The sequence below is a fragment of the Achromobacter spanius genome, from assembly GCF_029637605.1.
Classification (GTDB): Bacteria; Pseudomonadota; Gammaproteobacteria; order Burkholderiales; family Burkholderiaceae_B; genus Achromobacter; species Achromobacter spanius_E.
Genome location: NZ_CP121261.1, coordinates 2,914,311 through 2,931,779 on the forward strand (window position 1 = coordinate 2,914,311; position 17,469 = coordinate 2,931,779).

Annotated in this window: 19 protein-coding genes; 7 read left to right on the forward strand and 12 right to left on the reverse strand. The window is 66.5% G+C overall.

All coding sequences use genetic code 11. The annotated features are described in order from the left end of the window. Positions 1–124: 124 nt before the first annotated feature. The 8 genes from P8T11_RS12930 to phnG are packed head-to-tail and all read right to left on the reverse strand — an operon-like array spanning position 125 to position 6,606. Positions 125–667 (reverse strand): MOSC domain-containing protein, encoded by a 543-nt coding sequence (locus tag P8T11_RS12930; RefSeq protein WP_268081567.1) that lies wholly within the window; start codon positions 665–667, stop codon positions 125–127. Between the two features lie 31 nt (positions 668–698). Then, on the reverse strand, positions 699–1,898 hold the full coding sequence (locus P8T11_RS12935; protein ID WP_268081566.1) for an alpha-D-ribose 1-methylphosphonate 5-triphosphate diphosphatase: 1,200 nt from the start codon (positions 1,896–1,898) through the stop codon (positions 699–701). Continuing rightward, positions 1,880–2,656 (reverse strand): phosphonate C-P lyase system protein PhnL, encoded by a 777-nt coding sequence (gene phnL, locus P8T11_RS12940; protein WP_268082368.1) that lies wholly within the window; start codon positions 2,654–2,656, stop codon positions 1,880–1,882. Before phnL ends, P8T11_RS12935 begins: the two co-directional genes overlap by 19 nt. A gap of 8 nt (positions 2,657–2,664) precedes the next feature. Continuing rightward, a complete protein-coding gene (gene phnK, locus P8T11_RS12945) occupies positions 2,665–3,453 on the reverse strand; it encodes a phosphonate C-P lyase system protein PhnK (protein WP_268081565.1) in 789 nt (262 codons plus the stop codon). Further along, the gene (locus P8T11_RS12950; RefSeq protein WP_259249440.1) at positions 3,450–4,331 is read right to left on the reverse strand and encodes an alpha-D-ribose 1-methylphosphonate 5-phosphate C-P-lyase PhnJ; all 882 of its coding nucleotides are present in this window, start codon (positions 4,329–4,331) and stop codon (positions 3,450–3,452) included. Before P8T11_RS12950 ends, phnK begins: the two co-directional genes overlap by 4 nt. After that, positions 4,328–5,503, reverse strand: coding sequence for a carbon-phosphorus lyase complex subunit PhnI (locus tag P8T11_RS12955; protein WP_268081564.1), 1,176 nt, complete (start codon positions 5,501–5,503; stop codon positions 4,328–4,330). Before P8T11_RS12955 ends, P8T11_RS12950 begins: the two co-directional genes overlap by 4 nt. Before the next feature lies 1 nt (position 5,504). Further along, positions 5,505–6,125, reverse strand: coding sequence for a phosphonate C-P lyase system protein PhnH (phnH, locus tag P8T11_RS12960; protein ID WP_268081563.1), 621 nt, complete (start codon positions 6,123–6,125; stop codon positions 5,505–5,507). A gap of 1 nt (position 6,126) precedes the next feature. Further along, positions 6,127–6,606, reverse strand: coding sequence for a phosphonate C-P lyase system protein PhnG (phnG, locus tag P8T11_RS12965; protein WP_268081562.1), 480 nt, complete (start codon positions 6,604–6,606; stop codon positions 6,127–6,129). Positions 6,607–6,790: 184 nt separating this feature from the next. Here phnG and phnF point away from each other — a divergent pair, with 184 nt between their 5' ends. The 4 genes from phnF to phnN all read left to right on the forward strand — a co-directional run bounded on the left by phnF (position 6,791) and on the right by phnN (position 10,138). Further along, positions 6,791–7,513, forward strand: a complete 723-nt coding sequence (gene phnF / locus P8T11_RS12970; RefSeq protein WP_268081561.1) for a phosphonate metabolism transcriptional regulator PhnF — start codon at positions 6,791–6,793, stop codon at positions 7,511–7,513. A gap of 83 nt (positions 7,514–7,596) precedes the next feature. Beyond that, on the forward strand, positions 7,597–8,790 hold the full coding sequence (locus P8T11_RS12975; RefSeq protein WP_268081560.1) for an alpha-D-ribose 1-methylphosphonate 5-triphosphate diphosphatase: 1,194 nt from the start codon (positions 7,597–7,599) through the stop codon (positions 8,788–8,790). Positions 8,791–8,807: 17 nt separating this feature from the next. Continuing rightward, complete coding sequence (locus P8T11_RS12980; RefSeq protein ID WP_268082367.1) at positions 8,808–9,551, forward strand: DUF1045 domain-containing protein; 744 nt, start codon at positions 8,808–8,810, stop codon at positions 9,549–9,551. Continuing rightward, positions 9,548–10,138: a phosphonate metabolism protein/1,5-bisphosphokinase (PRPP-forming) PhnN gene (phnN, locus tag P8T11_RS12985; RefSeq protein ID WP_268081559.1), complete on the forward strand. Its 591-nt coding sequence runs from the start codon at positions 9,548–9,550 to the stop codon at positions 10,136–10,138. Before P8T11_RS12980 ends, phnN begins: the two co-directional genes overlap by 4 nt. Positions 10,139–10,225: 87 nt before the next feature. Here phnN and P8T11_RS12990 read toward each other — a convergent pair whose 3' ends face one another. Next, positions 10,226–11,203, reverse strand: a complete 978-nt coding sequence (locus tag P8T11_RS12990; protein ID WP_268081558.1) for a LysR family transcriptional regulator — start codon at positions 11,201–11,203, stop codon at positions 10,226–10,228. A 109-nt stretch (positions 11,204–11,312) separates the two neighbouring features. On the opposite strand from P8T11_RS12990, the gene P8T11_RS12995 reads away from it, so the two are divergent. The 3 genes from P8T11_RS12995 to P8T11_RS13005 all read left to right on the forward strand — a co-directional run bounded on the left by P8T11_RS12995 (position 11,313) and on the right by P8T11_RS13005 (position 14,695). Further along, entirely contained in the window at positions 11,313–13,148 is a 1,836-nt protein-coding gene (locus P8T11_RS12995) for a gamma-glutamyltransferase family protein (protein ID WP_268081557.1), read from the forward strand. A 63-nt stretch (positions 13,149–13,211) separates the two neighbouring features. Then, the gene (locus P8T11_RS13000; RefSeq protein WP_268081556.1) at positions 13,212–14,186 is read left to right on the forward strand and encodes a Bug family tripartite tricarboxylate transporter substrate binding protein; all 975 of its coding nucleotides are present in this window, start codon (positions 13,212–13,214) and stop codon (positions 14,184–14,186) included. Next, complete coding sequence (locus tag P8T11_RS13005) at positions 14,183–14,695, forward strand: GAF domain-containing protein (protein WP_268081555.1); 513 nt, start codon at positions 14,183–14,185, stop codon at positions 14,693–14,695. The genes P8T11_RS13000 and P8T11_RS13005 overlap by 4 nt, the downstream gene beginning before the upstream one ends. A 4-nt stretch (positions 14,696–14,699) precedes the next feature. Here P8T11_RS13005 and phnE read toward each other — a convergent pair whose 3' ends face one another. The 3 genes from phnE to phnC form a co-directional block, all read right to left on the reverse strand. Further along, a complete protein-coding gene (phnE, locus tag P8T11_RS13010; RefSeq protein ID WP_268081554.1) occupies positions 14,700–15,494 on the reverse strand; it encodes a phosphonate ABC transporter, permease protein PhnE in 795 nt (264 codons plus the stop codon). 77 nt (positions 15,495–15,571) lie between these two features. Next, positions 15,572–16,555 (reverse strand): phosphonate ABC transporter substrate-binding protein, encoded by a 984-nt coding sequence (gene phnD / locus P8T11_RS13015; RefSeq protein WP_268081553.1) that lies wholly within the window; start codon positions 16,553–16,555, stop codon positions 15,572–15,574. A 57-nt stretch (positions 16,556–16,612) separates the two neighbouring features. Beyond that, positions 16,613–17,464 (reverse strand): phosphonate ABC transporter ATP-binding protein, encoded by an 852-nt coding sequence (phnC, locus tag P8T11_RS13020; RefSeq protein ID WP_268081552.1) that lies wholly within the window; start codon positions 17,462–17,464, stop codon positions 16,613–16,615. Between the last annotated feature and the right edge of the window lie 5 nt (positions 17,465–17,469).

The window sequence follows — 17,469 nt, forward strand, 5'->3', positions numbered from 1 at the left end:
GCGCGCTCCGGAAAATTGGATGACGAGCCGGAGAAGGGCCGGCTGCGCCTTAGGCCGTTACGCCCTTCGCCATTTAACCAGATGCCGGGCGACCCGTCTTTGACCCGCAACGATGTTTTTGCCCCTACACCCGTTCCAGCGGAAAATGCGGCAGTGCGGGAAGCTCGGCCCGGATGGGGTCGCCGGGGCTGACCGCCCCGCCCTCCACCACAATCCCCATGACGCCGGCGCGGCGTTGCAGGCTGCCATCGGGATTGCGGCCCAGCACGGCGCCCGTCAAGCCCTTCTGATACTGGTCCAACTGCACGCAGGGATTGCGCAGCCCGGTGATCTCGACCACCGCATCGGCGCCGATGCGCAGGCGCGCGCCGCGTGGCAAGGCCAGCAGATCGATACCCCGGGTGGTGATGTTTTCGCCCATCGTGCCTTCGGCGACGTTGAAACCGGCCAGTTGCAGCTCGTCATGCAGCTCGGCTTGAATCAAATGCACCTGGCGCAGGTTCGGCTGCGTAGGGTCGGCGCGCACGCGCGAGCGATGCTTGACGGTCACCCCCTGATGCGCGTCGCCATCCACCCCCAGCCCGCGCAACAGCATGATCGTGGGCACCACAGGCTTGCTGAACGTGTGCGTGGCGCTCAGCGCCACGGCAATCACGATCGGATTCATCGCGGTTCTCCTGGAAGACATCGCCAGCGGCTCAGGCCGCCACCCGTTGCGGCTGGGGTGACGCCGCCGCGAGCGCGCGCGACGGCTGATAGTGCGTGGAGAATACCAGCCGGCCGGCCGACCAGGTGTGACTGATCAATGGCAAGGCCCCCACCTGCGCCACCGCCACCAGATCGGCGCGCAGGCCCACGGCAATGCGGCCCCGGTCCGACAGGCCGCAGGCGTCCGCGGGGTTCGCCGTGACCAGCGCAATCGCCTGCGGCCAGCTCAGGTCGGTCTGCGCCGCCACCGCGTAGGCCGCGGCGATCAGCGTGGACGGCTGGTAGTCCGAACACAGGCAACTGGCCACGCCCGCGCGGATGGCGTCGATGGCTCGCATCGACCCGCTTTGGCTCTGGCCGCGCAGCACGTTCGGCGCCCCCAGAATCGTGGGCAGGCCGCAAGACACCGCCGCGCGGGCGGTATCCAGCGTGATCGGAAATTCGCTCATCGCCACGCCCAGGTTGCGCATGGTGGCAATGCGTTGAACCGAATCGTCGTCATGGCTGGCGGTGGGGATGCCTAGCGTCTTCGCGTGCGCCAACAGGGTCTTTACCCGCTCCACCGCGCCATCCTTCGCGCGCGTCTTGGCGTTGGCGGCTTCTTCGGCCTGCTCGCGGCTCATCGCATGGTTGCCCATCATGTATTGCAGGTAGGACTCCAGCGTCTTGAACTGGCCCTGCCCCGGCGAATGGTCCATGACCGACAACAGGTCCACCGCGCCCTCTTCCATCAGCGCGCGCAACACCGGCACCGAGGTGTCGTCGGTGACTTCGTAGCGGCAATGCACACGGTTATCCACCAGGCTATGCGAGCGGAACGCACGCAGCGTGCGCACCACTTCGGCCGCCGTCTGGTTGTTGCGCACGCCCAAATCCTTGTTCGCGAACGACAGCGCATGGTAGGGCGTGGTGATGCCGGCCGCGGCGTTGCGGCGGTCGACCTGGGCCACGGCGAAGTCCAGGGGAAACAGCACGCGCGAACGGGGTTCGGCTTCCTTCTCGATGGCGTCGCAATGCAGGTCGATCAAGCCCGGCAAGAGGGTCTGGCCCTGCAGATCAACCACGCGGTCCGCGCGCGCGCCGTCGGGTTCGATGGCGACGATGCGGCCGTCATCGATCAGCACCGCGCTGTTGTCCAGTACGCGGTCGGGCAGCACCACGCGCGCGTGGGTCAGATAGGTGCTTTGCATGATTCCTCCTGTTGGGCCAGCGCGGCCGTCTTGGCGGGCTCAGCCGTCTCAGCCGGCTCGGCCCGCGCGGGCCGCAGCGCCAGGGTCTGCGTGGCGACGGCGTCGCGCACCTCGGCGTCGTGAAAAATGCCCAGCAGGCAGCGGCCAGCCGCCAGGGCTTCGTGGATCAGCTCGATCACCACGCGCCGGTTGTCGGCGTCCAGCGATGCCGTGGGTTCATCCAGCAGCAAGATGGGATGGCGCGCAATGAAGCCACGCGCGATGTTCACGCGCTGCTGCTCACCGCCCGAGAACGTGGCGGGCGCCAGACCCCACAAGCGCGGCGGCACGTTCAAGCGTTGCAACAAGGCGCCGGCCTGATCACGCGCGGCGTCTGCGTCCACGCCCGCCATGCGCAGCGGCTCGGCCACCACATCCAGCGCGGACACGCGCGGAATTACCCGCAGGAACTGGCTGACATAGCCGATGACGTCGCGGCGCAAGGCCAGAATGCGTTGCTCGGGCGCGCCCACCAGCTCGACCCATTCGTCGTTTGCGCGCACGCGGATGCTGCCTTCGGTGGCCAGGTAGTTGCCGTACAGGCAGCGCAGCAAGGTGCTTTTACCGGTGCCCGACGGGCCTGCCAGCACCAGGCAATCGCCGGCTGCCGCATCAAAATCCACCGCGTCCAGCACGGGCAGGCGGATGCCGCCCTGGTTATGCAGGGTGAACATCTTTCCGAGGCCCCGCACCTCGATCATGGGAGTGGTTGCGCGCATGTTCATGTTCAGCTCTGCAAAATGGAAGACACCAGCAACTGGGTGTAGGGGTGTTGGGGATCGTCAAGAATCTGGTCGGTCAGCCCGCTTTCCACCACCACGCCGCCGCGCATCACCAGCGTGCGATGCGCCAGCAGGCGCGCCACCGCCAGGTCGTGCGTGACCACGATGGCGGCCAGGCCCAGGTCCGTGACCAACTGGCGCAGCAGGTCCAACAAGCGCGCCTGCACCGACACGTCCAGCGATGCGGTCGGCTCGTCCATGAACACCAGGCGCGGATGCGTCACCAGGTTGCGCGCGATCTGCAGGCGCTGCTGCATGCCGCCGGAAAACGACACCGGCGTGTCGTCCAGGCGGCCCGCGTCGATCTCCATCTTTTGCAGCCAGTTGCCCGCCACGGCGCGCAGATCACCATAGTGCCGGTCGCCCACGGCCATCAGGCGCTCGGCAATGTTGGCGCCCGCGCTGACCTGCATGCGCAGGCCGTCGCGCGCGTTCTGCCGCACAAAGCCCCAATCGGTGCGCGACAAGAGGCGCAGCCGCGCGCCGGGCAGCGCCGCCAGGTCGATGAAGCCCTGGTCACGTGTGTCGTACCAGACGCTGCCAGCGTCCGGCTGGGTTTGGTACGACACGGCCGACAGCAAGGTGCTTTTGCCCGAGCCGGACTCACCGACCACACACAGAACTTCACCGGGAAACAGGTCAAAGCTGACGTCGCGGCAGCCATGCACGCCATCCCAGGTGCGCGTCATGTTGCGCACGGACAGCAGGGGTTGCGGGTGGAGTTGGGGGTTCATGCCGTGGCCTCGTCGTTGCGTTGTTGCGCTTGGCGGTGGTTGCAGTATTCCGTGTCCGAACACACGAAGCGGCGCGTGCCCGCGTCGTCCAGGATGATTTCATCCAGATAGCTGTCGCGCGATCCGCACAGGTCGCAGCATTCGGTCCAGGTTTCCACGGTGAAGGGGTGATCGTCGAAGTCCAGGCTTTTGACGCGGGTGTACGGCGGCACGGCGTAGACGCGCTTTTCGCGGCCGGCGCCGAACAGCATCAGCGCCGGGTTGCCGTCCAGCTTGGGGTTGTCGAACTTCGGGATGGGCGACGGGCGCATCATGTAGCGGTCGTTCACGATGACGGGATAGTCGTAGGTGGTGGCGATGTGGCCGTGCTGCGCGATGTCTTCGTACAGCTTGACGTGCATGCCGCCGTATTCGGCCAGCGCGTGCATTGTGCGGGTTTCGGTTTCGCTGGGTTCAAGCCAGCGCAGCGGTTCTGGAATCGGCACCTGGTAAACCATCACCTGCCCTTCGCGCAGCGGCGTTTCGGGGATGCGGTGGCGCGTCTGCACGATGGTGGCGTCCGGCGTGGACTCGGTCGTGGCCACGCCCGTGACGCGGCCAAAGAAACGGCGGATATTGATGGCGTTGGTGGTGTCGTCCGATCCTTGGTCAATGACCTTCAGCACGTCGTCCTGGCCGATGATGGCCGCCGTGACCTGGATGCCGCCCGTGCCCCAGCCATAAGGCAGCGGCATCTCGCGGCTGCCGAACGGCACCTGGTAGCCGGGAATGGCCACCGCCTTGAGCAGCGCGCGGCGCAGCATGCGCTTGGTGGATTCATCGAGATACGCAAAGTTGTAGTGGTCGTCGCGTTCGACCGTGGCGTGTTGTGCGCTCATTGGGAGACAGCCTCGTCGATGAGATCGTTGGGAGCGGCTTGGGGGGTGGGCTTCGATGCAGCTTGGGGCGTGGCTTGGGTTGTGCCATGTGGCTCGGCTTTCTTCGCAGCCCCGTCCGCACGCAAGCGGCGCAGCAGTTCCAGGTTCGCCTGGAAGTCCACGTAATGTGGCAGCTTCAAGTGCTGCACAAAACCGGACGCTTCGACGTTGTCACTGTGATACAGCACGAACTCGTGGTCGTTGGCGGGCGAATCGGCGCGTTCGCCCAGGTCCCGGGCCTTCAACGCGCGATCCACCAGCGCCATCGACATGGCTTTGCGTTCGCCGTAGCCGAAGGTCAGGCCGTAGCCGCGCGTGAACTTCGGGCCGGCGTCAGCGTTGCCCGCGAACTGGCTCACCATCTGGCATTCGGTGATTTCGATTTCGCCCACCGTGACGGCAAAGCCCAGCTCTTCGATGTGCATCTCGACTTCCAGCGTGCCGTAGCGGATCTCGGCCGCGAACGGATGGGTGTTGCCGTAACCGCGCTGCGTGGAATAGCCCATGGACAACAGAAAGCCCTCGTCGGCGCGCGCCAGGTTCTGCAAGCGGGCCGCGCGCGAGGCCGGAAAGTCCAGCGGCTGGCGCGTCAGGTCGAAGGGTTCGGGGTCGCCTTCGGGCACGGGTTCGGCGTCGATCAAATCATCGTGCGCCAGCAGATCCGTCACGCGCGGCATGGCGCTGTCCAGCGCCTCGCCGCCGGCGGGCAACGCGTCGGCCTCGCGTTGCGCTTCCAGCGTGAAGTCCAGCAGGCGTTGGGTGTAGTCGTAGGTGGGCCCCAGAATCTGGCCGCCCGGCACGTCCTTGAAGGTGGACGAGATGCGGCGCTGCAAGCGCATGGCGCCGGTGTCGATCGGCTGCGTGTAGCCATAGCGCGACAAGGTCGTGCGATAGGCGCGCAGCAGGAACACGGCTTCGATCACGTCGCCCGCCGCCTGCTTGAGCGCCAGCGAGGCCAGTTGCGGATCGTAGAGCGAGCCCTCGGCCATCACGCGCGATACCGCCAGCGGCATCTGTTCGCGAATCTGGTCCAGGCTCAGTTCGGGCACCGCGCGGTCGCCGCGCCGGTAGGCGTCCAGCATGCGGTACGAATTCAGGATGGCGCGTTCGCCCCCTTTGACGGCTACGTACATGTCAGTTCTCCACCCGCGTCGTGCGCGGCAGTCCACACATCCACCGGTCTTGCGTCAGGAACACGTCGACGCCCAGCGGAAACTGTTGATGGTTCAGACGCCAGTCGCGCCAGAAGCCGTCGGGCAGGCCCGTCACCGACAGCGCTTGCCGCGTCTGGATACCCGGGCCGGTCAGGCTGACGGCGTGGCCGTCGACAAGCGAGCCCACTTCAAGGAGCAAGGTCGTGGACAGATCGGGATAGGCCGGATCACCCGGATGGCAGGCGGACAGCGCGGGCGCATCGAACCCCGTCGGCACGGCGGCAAAGCGCGCAAGCGACGGCGACGGCACGATGGGGCAGCCGCAATGAAACCGCAGGAAAGCCAGCGCGTCGGCGCTCACTTCCGGGGGCAGCCACAAGGGCGTATCGCCGTCCGCCAGCGTCAGCAGCAGCGCCGTCATGGCCGGCGACAAGCCGGCGGGCACGCCGCAGTGGGCGACGATTTCTTGTAAACGCCCGGGATGCGCCAAGGCCTTCAAGGCAGCGCGAAACGTGGTTTGCGCATCGTTGACCGGGTCGGCAAACCCCGGAATCAGGCCGCCGCGCGCGGCGGGCAACGTGGTGCTTGTCTGTGCTTGCATGTCAGTCCTCGCCCCGCACCATCGTGAAGAATTCAACCTTGGTCTGCGCCGCGACCCGTGCCTGGGCGTCGACCTTGTCGGCATGCTGGCGCGCCAGCGGCTGGATCAATTGCGCTTGCACGGTGTCGTGCCATTCCGGCAATTGCAGCAGCGCGTCGGCCACCGCGGCCTGCTCGGCATGGCGCAGCGAACGCCCTTGCACGTAGGCCACGCCCACCACGCCGCCTGCCTGCGTGTCCAGCGTCACCGCGCAGCGCGTCACGGTCATTTCGCCCAGATTGAAGCGCGCCCCGGTGCCACCGCTGCGCGCCCGCACCATGGCCATACCGGTCTGGGCCGGCCGCAACATCTGGTGCTGGGGCACGCTGCCCAGGCCACTGAACGCCCCTTCCAACGCGGCCGGATCGGCCAGGGACAACACGCGCATCCAGGCGGCGCGCCGGGTAACGGGCGCCTGCTGCCCCGCTTGTGAGTGATCCATCTTTTCCTCTACACGTCTAGACGACTGGATGAAGTATGATCGCTTGGAAAACGAAGTTCAACAGGTTGGCGTGAATTTTTGATGACAGTTGCGGCGCGTGTGCAGCGCCTATCCGGCGCGCGCCGCATGGGGCACAATCACAGCCATTCTTCATGAAGCTGATATGACAGCACGAGCAGACCCCATGGTTGAAAGAGGTTCCGGCATCGCCGTCTGGCGGCAAATTGGTGAGTCCCTGGCGGACGACATCCGCAACAAGCTCTATCTGGCGGGCGAGCAGTTGCCCTCCGAACCCGAGCTGGCCGCCAAGTTTTCGGTCAACCGCCACACCATCCGGCGCGCCATGGGCGAGCTAGAGCAAAGTGGCCTGGTCCGCATCGAACAAGGCCGTGGCACGTTCGTGCAAGAGCACGCCATTGATTACGCCATCGGCAAGCGCACGCGCTTTTCCGAAAACCTGCGCAGCCAGGGCATGCTGGGTCACCAGGAAGTTCTGGGCAGCCAGACCTTGCGCGCGGCCGATATCGCCAAGCACCTGGGGCTGACCCGCACCGCCCCGCTGTTGCGCGTGCAAATCGTGGGCAAGGCTGAAAACCGCCCCATCAGCGCCTCTGAGCACTTCTTCGACGAAAAGCGTTTTCCGGATTTCGCCGACCGCCTGAGCGCCTTGCGCTCGGTGTCCAAGGTATACGCGCACTACGGTATTGGCGACTACACGCGCAAATGGTCACGCATTACCGCCGCGCTGCCCACGCCGGAAGTCGCGCGCCTGCTGGGCCAGCCCAAGACCCGCCCCATTCTGCAGATCGAGGCCTTGAACGTGGATCAGGACGGCGCCCCGCTGCAATACAGCATCACCCGCTTTGTGGGCGATCTGGTGCAACTGATGGTGGCGGACGACAGTTAAGCGGCACGGCCCTTCCCCGGGCCGAAAAGCGATTTAACTCATCTAGACATCTGGTTGTCATGCAAAGTCGATAACGTCACACCATGAACTCACATGCCCCTTCGCCCCTGGCCGGTGTTACAGGCCAACGCATCCTGACGCCGCGTGGCGTCGAACAAGCCAGCCTGCGCTTTCAGGGCGGACTCATCGACGACGGCGGCGGCTCGCCCACGCGCGGCGCGCCCTGGTTCGACGCCGGTCAACTGCTGGTGCTGCCCGGCATCGTGGACCTGCACGGTGACGCCTTCGAGCGCGCCATCATGCCCCGCCCCAGTGTCACCTTTCCGTATGACAGCGCCTTGTTCGACGTAGACCGCCAACTGCTGGCCAACGGCATCACCACCGAATTCCACGGCGTGACCTTGTCCTGGGAAGGCGGGCTGCGCGGCGAGGCCTATGCCGAACGGATGTTCGATGCGCTGGAGCGCATGCAGCCGATGATGGGCGCGCGGCACTACGTGCATCTGCGCTTTGAAACGCACCATGTTGGCGGCGTGGAGCTGGCCCAGCAGTGGATCCGCGATGGTCGTGTGCGCTTTCTGGCGCTGAACGACCACCTGCCCGGCATGGCCCGCCGCCTGGGCGACGACCGCAAGCTGATGCAGTACGCCAACCGCGCGGAATGCGATCTGGACACCTTCCAGCAACGCATACGCGCCGCGATGTCGGCGGCGGATTCCGTGGCCGACGCCATGCGCGAACTGACGCTGTGCGCGCAGGCGGCCGGCTTGAAGGTCGCCTCGCATGATGACCCCGACGCCGCCACGCGCCGCTACTACCATCAACTGGGCTGCGGCGTGGCCGAGTTTCCGCTGACCCGCGACGCCGCCTGCGTGGCGCGCGAACTGGGAAATTCCGTGGTCTTCGGCGCGCCCAATGTCGTGCGCGGCGGCAGCCACACCGGCGCGCCCAGCGCCACCGAGATGGTGCAGGCGGGCCTGTGCGACATCCTGACGTCTGACTATTACTACCCGGCGCCGCTGGCCGCCGTGATGCGCCTGGTGCAAGACGGCGTGCTGCCGCTGGCGCAGGCCTGGAACCTGGTGTCGATGAACCCCGCCCGCGCCGCCGGCTTGAAAGACCGAGGCGCACTGGCGCCGGGGCTGATCGCCGACGCCATCGTGGTGGACGACAACGTGGCGGGCTTGCCGCGCGTGGTGGCCGCCATTGTGGGCGGCGAACTGCGCTACGCCACGCGCGTGTTCGGCGACGGCCACAGCCAACGCATGGCGGCTTGATGTCCACACTTATGCCCATGCCGCTTGCCCACCGCTACGCCTTGTACCTGTCGCCCAGTGGACCGTGGCGCGAATGCGGCAGCCGTTGGCTGGGCCGCTGCGCCGACACGGGCGCCCTGCTGCCGCCCTTGCCCGGCCAGCCCGAGGCCTCACGGGGCTGGACCGACGCGCCGCGCCATTACGGCCTGCATGCCACCCTGAAGCCGCCCTTCCGGCTGGCCTCCGGCGCCACGCCTCAGGCGTTGGACGCGGCGGTGCGCACGCTGGTCCAGGGTCTCAGCCCGTTTGCCCTGACACTGGAATGCGAAACGCTGCGCGGCTTTTTAGCCTGGCGCATTGCGGACGCGGACAAACAAGGCCAGGCCCGCATCCAGGCGCTGGCAGATGCTGCCGTACAGGCGTTGGACGCCTTTCGCGCCCCGCCCACGCCCGAGGAAATCGCGCGGCGCCAACCCCATGCGCTGACACCCGAACAACGGGAAATGCTGACGCGTTGGGGCTACCCGTATGTCTTCGACACCTACACCTTTCACATCACGCTGACCGGCAAGCTGGCGGGCGACGCCCTGGAGCAGGCGCAACGCAGCATCGCCGCCTTTGCCGACCCGCTGCGCGGCCAGGCGATGGCGGTATCCGGCGTCAGCCTCTTCGTGCAGTCGGAACCTGGCGCCGATTTTGTCGCAGCGCGCCATTACCATTTCGACGGCACGCAGTCCGACGCCCTTGGCGCGCCTGCCCTGCAAGGCCCCGCCGCGCCATGACCAAGCCCGCCCCACCCTTGCCGCCCGCCGACGGTGCGCGCTTGATCTATCTGATGGGTGCATCGGGCAGCGGCAAGGACACCTTGCTGCGCTGGCTGCGCGCGCACCTGCGTGCGGAAGAACCGGTGTTGGTGGCGCACCGCTACATCACCCGCGATAGCGGCAGCACCGAAGACGCGCTGGCATTGACGTCGGAAGAGTTTGCGCGACGCGCGGCGCTGGGTTGCTTTGCCCTGCGTTGGGCCAGCCATGGCTTGCAATACGGCATCGGCATCGAAATCGACACCTGGCTGGCCTGCGGCGCGGCGGTGATCGTGAACGGCTCGCGCGAGCATCTGCAAGCGGCGCACCAGCGCTACCCGGCATTGACTGCCGTAGAGATCACCGTAGACCCGTCCGTGCTTGCACAACGGCTGGCGGGCCGGGGCCGCGAAAGCGCGGACCAGATTCAGGAGCGGCTGGCGCGCGCGGCACAGGGCTTTGCCATTCCGCCGCACTGCGCCTACACGCGGATCAGCAACGACGCCGCGCATGACGTCGCGGCGGCGGCCTTATTGGGCATCGCGCGCCGGGCGTTGGCGGGCTGAAGCGGCTGGCTGCTGAAGCTCCTGGCTGAACGGCGTGCTTGCAGACTGGCTGGCGCGGCGGGCCCAGCAAAAGCCGCTGTCCAAAGATCAAGCCGCCGCCGGCGCCCCGAAGCCCGCGCCCTCGGGCAGCCCGGCATCCACGCACAAGTCCAGCAGGATTTCCGAAAACCGCTCTTCCGCCGCCAGCACCTGTTCGCGCTTGCGGCGGATCAGGTTGATGGGCGGCAGTTCCCAACCGAAATCCCAAGGCAGCATGCCCAGCTTGCCGCGCTGGCAAAGCTCGCGCGCGATGTCTTCCGGCACTACGGAAATCAGCGTCTCGTTCATGGTCAGCATGCCTTCGATGACATCCGTGGAATAGGCTTCGAGCACGGGCGACGGCGGACGCAGCCCCGCGCGGATGAAGTGTTCAACGATCAATTGCCGCGTGGGCGTGTTGGCGGCCGGCAGCACCCAGTCCATGGCGGCCACGGCCGCCCAATCGGGCCGGCGCCGCGCCAGGCGTTGGGCCAGGCGGCTATGCGCGATCAAGCGCGGCCGCTGACGGTACAGCACGCGGTGGATCAGGTCGTCCAGCGTCACCGTGGACGTGGCGCGGCTGATGATGCAGTCCAGTTCATGGCGGCGCAACATGGGCACCAGGTGGTCCGTGGTGGCGCGGTGCAGCGTCAGCGTGACGCCATAGCGCTGGTGCAGGCGGCTGATGGCGGTGGTCAGCAAGGCGCTGGACACATAGGGCACCACGCCCACGTTCAGATGCGCCGAATGGCCCGCGTGCAGGGCTTCGACTTCGCGCGCCCACAGGTCCAGATCGCTCTGCATATGCCGCGCGCGGACCAGCGCCAGATTGCCCAGCGCCGTGGGCAGCAGCCCGCGCCCGCTGCGCAGGAACAAGGGCCCGCCGAAAATATCCTCAAGCTCGGCCAGCGCCTTGGTCACGGCGGGCTGGCTGATGCCGGTGGCCGCCGCCACGCGCGTCAGCGAACCGTGCTTGGCGATGTTGGTCAGCAAGGCCAGGTGGCGGTGTTTCAGGCGGTTGGACAGGCGGGCTGCATCCCAGCTCATGGCTTTCTCTATAACCAAACAGTTATTGAATTATGCCAACAAAGATGATTCCAGTTATTTCACAACCCTATACTTCTTCTCGTCCCTTACCCACAGCCGCCCCGCCATCATGAGCGCCTCCTTCACCACCCGTCCTGAAATACGCGGCACCTTCGGTGTCGTGTCGTCCACGCATTGGCTGGCGTCGCAGGTGGCCATGGGGGTGCTGGAACGCGGCGGCAACGCCTATGACGCGGCCGTGGCCGGGGGCTTCACGCTGCAGATCGTGGAGCCGCACCTGAACGGCCCCGGCGGCGAAGTGCCCATTCTGTTCTGGAGCGAAAACGAACAACGCATGCGCGCGCTGTGCGGTCAAGGCCCGGCGCCCGCGCTGGCCACGCCCGCCGCGTTCCGCGCGCTGGGCGTGGAAATGGTGCCCGGCATTGGACTGTTGCCCGCGACGGTTCCCGGCGCGTTCGGCGCCTGGCTGACGCTGCTGCGCGACTACGGCACGTGGGAACTGGCCGACGTGCTGCGCCCCGCCATCGACTATGCCCGCCACGGCTTCCCACTGGTGCCGCGCGTGTCGCAGGCGGTGCTGGCCGTGCAGGCGCTGTTTCGGGATGAGTGGACCACGTCGCGCGATGTCTGGATGCCCGATGGCCGCGTGCCCGCGCCGGAATCCCTGTTTCGCACGCCCGCAATCGCCGACACGTACACGCGCATCCTGGATCAGGCGCATGCCGCCAGCAGTGATCGGATCGGCCGCATCGACGCCGCCTTGAACTGCTGGTATCGCGGCTTCGTCGCCGATGCCATCGACGCTTACTACACCGAAGCCGAGGTGCGCGACACCACCGGCCAGCGCAATCGCGGACTGCTGCGCAAGGCCGACATGGCCGACTGGCGCGCCACCTACGATGACCCCGTCACCACGCAGTACGGCCGCTATACCGTGGCCAAGTGCGGCGTGTGGTCGCAAGGGCCGGTGCATTTGCAGCAGTTGGCGATGCTGCGTCATCTGGGCATGGAAGGCCTGGACCCCACATCGCCAGAATTCGTACACCGCATTGCCGAAGCGGCCAAGCTGGCGTTCGCGGACCGCGCCGCCTGGTATGGCGACCCCGACTTCACGCCCGTGCCCTTGGCCGCGCTGCTCAGCGACGCCTATGCGCGCGAACGCGCTGCCCTCATCAAAGCCACCGCATCCACCGTGCTTCGGCCCGGCAGCCCCGACGGGCTTGCCCCCCGCCTGCCCGACCTGGCCGCCGCCGACCGCACGCTGGCCGCTTCCGACACGCGCTTTGGCGTGGGCGAGCCTACGTTCGCCGCCTTGCCGCCGGTGGCCGAATGGGCCGCGCGCGAAATCTTCGTGGGCGATACCTGCCAGATCGACGTGATCGACCGCGACGGCAACATGGTGGCCGCCACGCCCTCGGGCGGCTGGCTGTCGTCAAGCCCCGTCGTGCCCGGACTGGGCTTCCCACTGACGACCCGCCTGCAAATGACCTGGCTGGACGACGGCGTGCCCGGCCAACTGCAAGCCGGCAAGCGCCCGTGCACCACGCTGTCGCCCGGCCTGGTGTTGCGCGATGGGCAACCCTATATGGCGTTCGGCACGCCGGGCGGCGACCAGCAGGATCAATGGACCGTGGCGTTCTTCCTGCGGCACGCCATGGGCATGAATCTGCAAGAAGCCATCGACGCGCCGTCGTGGCATATCGATCATTTCCCGGGCTCATTCTGGCCGCGCACGCAAACGCTGAACCGGCTGACGGTGGAATCGCGCTTGCCCGAGGCCACCCTCGACGCGCTGCGCGCCGCCGGCCACAACGTCAAGGTCGGACCGGCCTGGTCCGAAGGCCGCATCAGCGCCTGCACGCGCGAACCCATCGCGGGCGGCGGCCTGCTGCTGCGCGCGGGGGCCAATCCACGCGGCATGCAGGGCTACGCGGTGGGGCGCTAGTTGCTTATCAACCATTTCCATCCAGCCGGCGTCCAGACCGGCACTTTCACAGGGGTAAACACCATGAAGCTGAACTTCCAACGATTGCTGCGCGTGTGCGCGCTGGGCCTGGCCCTGGCCACGCCCGCCTTGTCCCAGGCCGCCTGGCCTGAAAAACCCATCACGTTGATCGTGCCGTGGGCCGCGGGCGGGTCCACCGACATCCTGGCGCGCGTGCTGTCGGAAGGGCTGACCCAATCGCTCGGCCAGCCGGTCATTGTGGAAAACCGCTCGGGCGCGTCCGGCAACATCGGCACCACCTTCGTGGCGCGCGCCAAGCCCGACGGCTACACGCTGCTGGTGGGCTCGATGAGCACGCACACGATGAACCAGGCGCTGTATTCCAATATGCCCTTCGATGGCGTCAAGGACTTCACGCCCATTGCCGAACTGGCCTTGGTGACCAACACGATGGTGGTACACCCCTCGGTGCCCGCCAAGAACGTGAAGGAATTCATCGCCTACGTGAAAGAGCGCCCGGACACCGTGGCCTATGCCTCGGCGGGACAAGGCTCGACCAACCACCTGAGCGCCGCGCTGTTTGAAAAGGCCGCGGGCGTGAAGATGATGCACATCCCCTACCGTGGTGGCGCGCCCGCCGTGCTGGATACGGTGGCCGGCCGCACGCAGGTGCTGTTCAGCGCCGGCACGCAGACCCTGCCGCACGTGCGCACCGGCAAGCTGACGCTGCTGGGCGTCACCGAAGAGCAGCGTTCGCCGCTTTTGCCTGAGGTGCCCACGGTGGGCGAAACGCTGCCGGGCTATGAATTGTCGGTCTGGTACGGCGCCTTCGGCCCCGCCGGCATGCCGCCTGAACTTACCGCCCGCCTGAACCGCGAGATCAACCTGATCTTGAAGCGTCCCGACGTCATCAAGAAAATGGGCGACATGGGCGTGCTGCTGACGGAAACCACGCCGGAGCAGTTCGGGCAGATCCTGGCGCGCGATGCCGACAAGTACGGCAAGCTGATCAAGGAACTGGGAATTACCGCTGAATGAACGGCAAGCCGACTTCCGTGACGCCGGCGCTGGCCGGCGTGCAAGCGATCGCCCTGGCCTATGCCGCCGCCGACTCGGCGGCGGCCTTGCAGGCCATCGACGCCTACGCCCACGCCTCGCTGGAACACACCCTGTGCACCGTCAACCGCTTTGATGCCGCCACCATGCGCGTGGTGCGCCTGTACAGCTCCAACCCGCAGGCCTACCCACCGGGCGGCAGCAAGGACAAGCGTGACACGCCCTGGGGCCGCCACGTGTTGCTGGAACAGCGCGTGTTCGTAGGCGAAGGGGAAGCGGCCATCCGCGAATTCTTCAACGACCACGACGCCATCCGCAAGCTGGGCCTGCAATCGGTGATCAACGTGCCCGTCGTGTACGACGACGTCTGCCTGGGCACGGTGAATTTCCTGATGCCGCGCCCCACCGTGTCGGACGCCGACGTCGACAACGCCCGCCTGGCGGGCTTGCTGGCGCTGCCGGCGCTGTTGGCGGGACAGCAGGCCAGCTAGATCACTAGATCAACGCCCGCCGGATCCGCGAGGACAGCATGTCGATGACCACCACGAAGGCCACGATGATGATCATCACCGCGCAGGTTTCGGCGTAGCGGAAGCTGCGGATGATTTCCCACAGCACGGTGCCGATGCCGCCGGCACCCACAATGCCCACCACCGACGCCGACCGCACGTTGGATTCAAAGCGGTAGAGCGAATACGAAATCCACAGCGGCAGCACTTGCGGAATGACGCCGTAGACGATTTCTTCCAGCGCATTGGCGCCGGTGGCGCGCACGCCTTCGACGGGGCGCGGGTCGATGGCTTCAACGGCTTCCGAAAACAGCTTCGCCAGCACCCCGGTCGTGTGCACCCACAGCGCCAGCACGCCGGCGAACGGCCCCAAGCCCACGGCCACGATGAACAGCATCGCGAACACCATTTCATTGATGGCGCGGCACGCATCCATCAGGCGTCGCATCGGCTGGTAAACCCAGGCCGGCACCATGTTCGACGAGCACAGCAGCCCCAGCGGCACGGCCACGACGATGGCCAGGAACGTGCCCCATACCGCGATCTGCACCGTGACGATCATCTCGTCCAGATACATGCGCCAGTCGCGGAAATTGGGCGGAAAGAAGTCGGCGGCAAACTGGGCCATGTTGCCCGAATCACGCAGCAGGTCCATGGGCCGCATGTCCGCGCCCTGCCATGACATGACCAGTAGCGCAAGAACGACGGCCCACACAAGCAGCACGGGCAGCGATGAGCGCGGCGCGGTAGGCAGGCGGGGTGAATGAGTGGCAAGGTTCATGGAATGGGCGGTCCGCTTGAAGGCGTTCAAAAAGGCAGGGCCGGCGCACCAGGCGATGCGCCGGCCATACGCCGCGCTTATTGCTTGGCGGTGGCAGGTTGGCCCAGGCTGGCCAGCTTCTTGTCCAGGTCAGCCAGCTGCTGTTGCTTTTCAGCCTGGCCCAGCGTGGTGTCGGATTCGACCTTGGCCTTTTCACGCGCCAGTTCGATTTGACGGATGGGCACCAGTTGCTGGTTGTCGGACGCGCGGAAGCCCTGATAGGTCAGCGCCTTCAGGTTGGCCATCTCACGCTGCGCGTCCTTGCCCTTGCCGTAGTTGACGAAGAAGTCGCGGATGCGGCCCTTCAGGTCGGCGGGCAGGTCGGAACGCATGACCAGCGGATCCGCCGGAATCAACGGCGACTTCCACAGCACGCGGACGCTGTCGTTGGCGTCCTTGCCCGTGTTCAGGCGGTAGCGCTCCAGCGCTTCGGTGTTATTGATGGCCACATCCACCTGCTTGTTGATGACCGACAGCAGGTTGGACTCATGGTTGCTGGAACGCATGGTCTTGAAGAAGGTCTTGGGTTCGATCTTGTTGGCGCCCCACAGGTAGTAGCCGGGCACAGCGGTGCCGGACGTGGAGTTGGGGTCGCCCGCGCCGTAGCTCAGCTTGCCAGGGCTCTTCAACACGTCATCCAGCGTCTTCAGGTTGCTGTCCTTGTTGACGATCAAGAGCGACCAATAGCCGGGGTTGCCGTCCTTGTCGATGACCGAGGCGAACACTTCGCCCTTGGCGCGGTCCACGGCTTCGATGGCCGACTTGTTGCCGAACCAGCCCAACTGCACCTTGTTGAAGCGCATGCCTTCGATGATGCCGGCGTAATCGGATGCGAAGAAGGGCTTGACCGGCACGCCGACGGCGCGGCTCAGGTCATCAATGACGGGCTGCCAGACGGACTTCAGGTTGGTCGACGACTCGGTCGAGATGATGCCGAAGTTCAAGGTCTTGGTATCTTCCGCGTGGGCTTGCGTGGACAAGGCCGCGGCGGCGATCAGGGTAACGAAGGTTCTGCGTAGCATGGGTGGCTCCGGGGTAGGAAGGGCAGAGAGGCCGCGAAGAGCGGAATCAGAAAAAGATCAGGCGGCTTGCGCCAAGGTGCTCAGGGGCGCCAGGGCCGGCATGGCTGGCGCCGGTTGCGTGTACTCGGGCAGCAGTTCGCTCAGTTCCGAGCCATACAGGTCGCGCAGCATTTCGGGGGTCAGGTCGGTGGCGGGGCCGTCGTACACGACCTTGCCGTGGCGCAGCGCCACCACGCGCGGGCAATAGCGCAGGGCCACGTCCACCTGGTGCAGCGACACCACCACCGCCACCTTGCGACTGCGGTTGATCTGGGCCAGCGTGTCCATCACGCGGCGCGACGACTCGGGGTCCAAGGACGCGATGGGCTCGTCGGCCAGGATCACGCGCGCGTTCTGCACCAGCGTGCGCGCGATGGCGGCGCGCTGCTGCTGGCCGCCGGACAGCGTCGAGGCGCGCTGAAATGCATAGTCGTCTATACCAACCTGGGCAAGCGCTTCCAGGCCCTGGCGCACTTCGTCGCGCAGGAACCAGCGCGTCAGGCTGCGCCACAGCGGTATGCGCGGCAACATGCCGGTCAAGACGTTGGTGATGACCGGCAGGCGGCCCACCAGGTTGAATTGCTGGAACACGAAGCCGATGCCGGCGCGCGCCGCGCGCACGTCACGGCTAAGGCGGCCGTTGCGCTGGATAAGCTGGCCATTGACCGTTACGCTGCCCGCGCCCGAATTGTCCGCATCACCGGCAACAAAACCCGCCAGATGGCGCAGCAGCGTGGACTTGCCCGAACCCGACGCGCCCAGCAGCGCCACCATTTCGCCGTCGGCCACTTGCAGGCTGACGTTGTCCAGCGCCTTGGACCCGGCGTGGAACGTTTTGCTCAAGGCATGTACTTCGATGGCGGTTGTCATCGCTT